Source organism: Gordonia paraffinivorans NBRC 108238, from assembly GCF_000344155.1.
Classification (GTDB): Bacteria; Actinomycetota; Actinomycetes; order Mycobacteriales; family Mycobacteriaceae; genus Gordonia; species Gordonia paraffinivorans.
This window is the reverse complement of the sequence record NZ_BAOQ01000069.1, coordinates 1-5,995: the sequence shown is the minus strand read 5'-3', so window position 1 is coordinate 5,995 and position 5,995 is coordinate 1. Positions and strand designations below refer to the sequence as shown.

3 protein-coding genes and 1 pseudogene are annotated in these 5,995 nt (G+C 65.4%); 2 read left to right on the top strand and 2 right to left on the bottom strand.

Translation table 11 applies throughout. The features are described from left to right. Positions 1 to 848: pseudogene (locus GP2_RS20505) on the bottom strand (hypothetical protein); the annotation flags it as partial. Between the two features lie 233 nt (positions 849 to 1,081). Between GP2_RS20505 and GP2_RS20500 the strand changes: the two are divergent. Next, positions 1,082 to 1,588 (top strand): hypothetical protein, encoded by a 507-nt coding sequence (locus GP2_RS20500; RefSeq protein ID WP_373278946.1) that lies wholly within the window; start codon positions 1,082 to 1,084, stop codon positions 1,586 to 1,588. A 222-nt stretch (positions 1,589 to 1,810) separates the two neighbouring features. Further along, positions 1,811 to 5,623: an ATP-dependent DNA helicase gene (locus GP2_RS20495; RefSeq protein ID WP_006902562.1), complete on the top strand. Its 3,813-nt coding sequence runs from the start codon at positions 1,811 to 1,813 to the stop codon at positions 5,621 to 5,623. Here GP2_RS20495 and GP2_RS21995 read toward each other — a convergent pair. Beyond that, positions 5,603 to 5,995 (bottom strand): hypothetical protein (locus GP2_RS21995; RefSeq protein WP_217997258.1); only part of this gene is annotated, 393 nt, incomplete at its 5' end. The two genes, GP2_RS20495 and GP2_RS21995, sit on opposite strands and share 21 nt — an antisense overlap.

Here is a 5,995-nt window from a genome sequence, read left to right as displayed (position 1 = left end):
TTCGGTGGGGGTGTTGAGCATCGAACTGGCGTCGAGATAGCTGCCGTGAAGATGCACCACTGTGCACTTCTTCGTGTGCAGCGGTGGACGGTCCTTGGCGGTCTGCTCGGTCGAGATGCAGTCACGGCACGGACATCGCGCTGCAATTGCTTGCGCAGCCGGGCCGGGTCCGCGCATACCCCTTGCCCGAGCATGGTCAGCGTCGACGCTGCCGTGTCGTGCATCGTGGCCCACATCTCCCGCTCGGCCTTCGCGCGCGCCTCGGCCACCTCGGAGGCGATGCGGGTCCGATCCAACTGTTCGAACCCGTCATCGGTTGCGGCCGCCGCCCGCACCACCAGGCGGCGCAGCAGCGCCGCCATCGCCCATTCGACAAGCAGGAAATCGAGGCTGAATATCGCCAACGGGTTGCCGACCTCGTCGATGCCGGCGGCGCCGACCGACCAGCCGGCCATGGTCACCACGGTGGCGGTCAGCGACCGGATCGTGGTCGTGGCCAGCGAGAACGAAATGACCGTTGTTCCCGCGACAGCGAGCATCGGGCTGGCAGCGGTGGTGAATTCAGGACCGTCGACCAGCAGCGGTGTGCACAACAGATACGCCGTCACCACCGTGAGGTCGGCGACCCGCCACCATTGCCCCATTCGGGGTCGCGACAACCGCCACAACGACCAAACCAACAACCCGAGATTTACCGCGACCCCGCTCCGCTCGACCTCGCCGCCGAGCAGGCAGGCGAGCGCGACAACGGAGTTCACCCCGGACAACACCGCGACGCCGATGCGTTCGGTGCGCGCGAGGACGCGCTCGACAGTGATGCGGCGCGTCTCGAGCTGCGCTGGCGGCATCACTATTCCCTTCGGCCTTGCTGCGGTATCCGTCGATCAGCCGATAGTGCCATGACCGACTGACCGCCATGCCCCGATCGCCACGGGATTGCCGCAATGACGTCGACGATCAACCCCACGTCGCGCGACCTCGCAAGGGTGGCCGTTGTCGGGCGAACGACAGATACCCCGCACCGCCAGGATGTTGCCACGCTCGTGAGCGACGAATCCTACCGATGAGCTGCGAGGCAAACATGTTGGTGACCCACAGAATCGGACACCGTCCGGTCCGCGCTGCGGCCGCGACCATCACCCTGGCGGCGGCGATCATGCTGGCCGGTGCGGCCGGAGTGTCCGCGGCGCCGAGCACCGGAAGCTCCGGAAGCAGTGACAGCGGCAGCAGTAGTGGAAGCGGCACCGGCAGCGGCGGCAGCGGGTCGTCGATACCGCGGTCCAAGCCGTGCAACCAGTCGACCCAATCCGGCGGCGAAGGCGTCACCGACACCCTGCACCACCTCGGCACGAGCGGACCCACCTCCTTCGTCCTGGCATATGAGACCTACCGCATCCCCGACCAGATCGAGGTCTTCTACCAGGGCAGCCTCGTCCACAACACCGGCTACATCGGCGACGACATCAACCAGGGAACCGGATCGGTCGTTGTCGCACTGCCCTCAGGAACCGCGACGTCGGTCCTGGTCCGAGTGACCGGACCTGGCGGCACCGACTGGGAATACACCGTCAACTGTCCCACCAGCTGACTGGACGCCCAGCCGGCATTCGGCTTGCGGCCGGGTGGACCGTGCGGACGCACGCCGACTGCTCGCGCCGCTACCGCCCGCGAGGGGTGGCGGCAGCGGCGCGAGCGCACCCGACACCAGATGGTGAGCCACTGGTGCTGGTGCGGTTGGTGTGTCGGGCGCGGCGGTAGACGGTGCCCGGAAATTGGGTCATGTGTCGGTCGTGCGTGATAGACAGCGGAGGTGTCGAGAATTCAGCATCTGTCGATGAGGGTTCCCTGGCGTGATCGGCCCTGGGATCAGTTCGTGTGTGATGACCCGCTGGGAAACTCGTCGTGCACGTTGCTGACGGGAATCGGCAAGAGCCGAGACGACGCGTTCGAGGTCGCGCATTCCGGCGCCGCGGTCGACAGCCTGGACCAGGGGCGGCTTCCGTGCCTGAGCGAGCGCGGGATGTTCATGTCGCCGCTGGGTTACTCGGTGGTGAAGCAGCATCCCTTCCGCCACAACCCTGCGCTTCGCGGCAGTCTGCTGGATTCGACCGTCTCGCTGCCCGGGTATGCGTTCGAGGCGGTCCCCTTTCGGTGGATGAACCGGCAGTCGCTGCAAGACGAGGTCGGTCACGAGCGGGTGCCCGGCTTCGACCAGAACGCCGAGGATGCCGCTGACGCAGCGCTGTCGTACTCGCCACCGTGGGTCATGGACGCAGACAACCAGCGCGCCATACTCGATGCGTTCTTCGAACCAGTGGTCGAAGGGGATTCGCTGGTATTCATCTATGTCAAGCATTCGCCCCTGCAGGAGGAGCGTCCGGATCGGCTTCTGGTCGGCGCCGCCCGTGTGCTGCGCATGACGCCGCCACCGAAATGGAACCAGGCGGGCACGCCGCCGTTCGAGTCACTGATGTGGGAGACGATCGTCGAGCACTCGTTGCGCCACGACATGCGCGATGGCTTCCTGCTGCCGTACCAGCAGTTGATCCCGCTGCTGGATGCCGGCGTCGATATCGACTCGGCGCTGGCCTGGGCCCCGGAAGGCCGAACCGTCGAATTCTCCTATGTCACCGAGCACCTCTCCGACGATGCTGCGATCGAGGCATTGACGTCGCTTCAAGCCGCCGGTCAGGGGATGCAGGAGCTCGGTGTCGAGATGCCGGAAGCCGGCCTCGACTGGCTGCAGACACAAATCGAGCGGTTGTGGCAGCTGCGTGGACCGACTCCGGGGTTGCCCGGTGTGCTGCGGGTGATCGGAGTCCAGCAGCCCTACGTGGCGTCGCGGGCAATCCTCACCGAATGCGCTGACGACCTCGACCCCTGGCAACTGCTGGACACCGTGTTCGCCGATCCCGGCCGCGCAGCCGAGTCGTTGCGGACCCATATCGGGCCGATACAAGCCCGCATCTGGAACAAGCTCCCGAACGAGCGTCGCACAGTGTTGCGGCTGCTTTCCGGCATGGATATCTCACCGGCACAGATCCAGATGCTGATGGACGGTGCCACCGAAGTCGAACTGGAATGTGAAGAGCTGCTGTCGAATCCGTACTTCGCCGCCACATGCACCTACGGTCAACCCGATCACATCCCGTTCACCACCATCGACCGAGCTTTGTTCCCGCCCACCCATGTGCGTTGGCAGCCGCCGGCACGCGAGGAAATCGAGCTGGACGGCCACCTCGACCGACGGCGCATCGAAGCACTGCTCACCGACGTACTCGAACGTCAGGGCCGCGCCGGCGACACCGTGGTGCCGGAGGGCGAAGCGCTCGACCTGGCCAATCAGGTACCGCTGGCCCAGCCTCCGAACCTTACGGCGACCATTATCAGCGGCCTCGACCTCGACCACGACGGGATCGCCGACTGGGAGCAGTGGTCCCCGATCCGAGGTGTGAGCCTGGCCGATGGAACACCGGCCTACAAACTCGTGCGATTCGACACCGTCGCAGACGAGATCCGGCGCTGGGTTGCCGACCAGCAAGCCCGTGACCGCCACGGTGCTATACCCGATGCCAGAGGCGTGCTGGACCGAGCGTTGAGCGCGAACCGCACGGTGTCCGACGAGGTCGACGCCCTCGAAGACCGTGCCCGTGCCGAGAAAGCTGCGGGACTGTCAGCCCTGCACGACGCGCCGTTGTCGGTATTGATCGGCCCTGCAGGAACAGGAAAGACCACGCTGCTGCGCGCACTTGTCGACCACACAGGTCTGCCCGCCGACCGGGTCCTGCTACTCGCGCCCACCGGCAAAGCCAAGGTACAGCTCGAAACGAAGGTCGGGATGCCGGCCAAAACCTTGGCATCGTTTCTCGCCACAACCGATCGTTACGACGGCGACACCGGCCGTTACCTACTGTGGGGGCAGGACAAGCCCCGCCACCACTACGCTCTGGTCATCATCGACGAAGCATCCATGCTCACCGAAGAGATGCTCGCCGCCACCCTGGACGCTCTTGCCAACGTCAGCAGACTGATCCTGGTAGGCGACCCGCGCCAGCTACCGCCGATCGGTGCCGGGCGGCCCTTCGTCGATCTAGTGAACACCCTGCGCCCCAAGAACTTCGACACCTGGATCCGTGTCGCACCAGGCTATGTCGAACTGCAGATCCCGCGCCGCCAGCTCGCCGACGGCCGCCACGGCCGCCGTCACGACCTCGAACTCGCCGCCTGGTTCGGCGACAACACCCGCGGCGCCGCTGACGACGATATCTGGACCGAACTCGCCACCACCCCCGACCTGCCGACTATCCGCTATGTCCAGTGGGGCACCCGCACTGCCGTGGAAACACTGACCGACGAGCTCGACCGACACCTCGGGCTCAGCGACACCGACGACCCCGCACGGGCATTCGCCCAAACCTACGGCGGCGTGGTCGACGGGCAGTATCTCAACTGGAATGTCGGAGCCGGTGAACGAGCCGAGGACTGGCAAATCCTGACACCGACACGATCACGCGCCTTCGGCACCGTCGAAATCAACCGCCACATCAAACGGACCTACCGTGGAGGCGACACAGCATGGGCACAGCGCAACGCCAGCAGCAACATTCCCCGGCCGATCGGACCGGAGTTGATCGTGCGCGGCGACAAGGTCATGCAGACCACCAACAAACGGATGAAGGCATGGCCCAAAGACGGCGCGATGAACTACGTCGCCAACGGCGAGATCGGCGTCGGCATCGGATATGTCACGCCGGCGCGGAAGACACCAAAGAACAAACTGTCACTCAAGGTGGAGTTCTCGTCCCAGCCCGGCTACCAGTACTCGTACTGGCCCAGCGATTCCGACGATCCGCCACTCGAGCTCGCGTGGGCTGTCACCGTGCACAAGTCCCAGGGCTCAGAGTTCAAAATCACCTTCCTGATTCTCCCCGCGCGCGCACGAGTCTCCCGCGAACTCATGTACACCGCGTTGACCCGCCAACAGGACAAGGTCGTCATCCTCCACGAAGGAACACTGGCCGACCTGCGCGAACTGGCACACCCGCTGCGTTCGGAGACCGCGCGCAGACTGACCGATCTCTTCGAGGCCCCGCAGCCGGTCACTCTCGACATGCGAGGACACGCCCGCCGCTTCGACCGAACACTGATGCACGTCTCAGCCAACGGAATCGCCATGGCCTCGAAGAACGAGGTCATCATCTCGGGCCTGCTCGACCGGCTCGCACCCGGCCGGTGGGCCTACGAACAACCGCTCACCGGAAGAGACGGACGCGTAGTCCTTCCCGACTTCACCATCACGACCGGCAACGGCCGAACCGTGTACTGGGAACACGCCGGGATGCTCGACCTCCCCGACTACGCACGCAAATGGGAGCTGAAGAAGACCTGGTACGCCGACAACGGCATCCTCCCGCACGACCAAGGCGGTGGCCCCAACGGAACCCTGCTGTGGACCGACGACCGCAACGGCGCCGACGCCCAGGCATGGTTGCAGATCGCAGGTGAAGTACTCGGCACGGAGCCAGCCGCTACCACCGATGGGCACGGGCGACCCGGTGCCGGCCTGCTGCGTCGGGTCGCCAAGAAGTCGGTTCCGAAACGGTCACGGCTGCCCCGCGGATAAGACCTTGACGTTCCTCGCATCCCGCCGGGGTGCGGGGAACACAACGCGCACTGGACCGGTCCTGGGACGCTCGCAGGAGAGCCAGGCTACGTGCAGGTAGCGGAGCCAGATCGATGGCGTGCCTCGAGACCCAAGGCACGTAGGGCTGTGCTCGGCGTTAACGCCATGGTTCGAGCGGTGGGCATCCATCGGGGAACAGGGCTTCGGATCTGATCCGTAGCCGCCGATGCGGCTCATGAAGTGTTCCACCACATTGTCGAGTCCACGGTGTTGGGAGCCGTGGGGGCCGCCGGTAACCCAGATCGGCAGACCCAGACCAGCACGATCAATGGCCTTCTGCTTCATCTCGATCTGATACACGTTGTCGGTGCG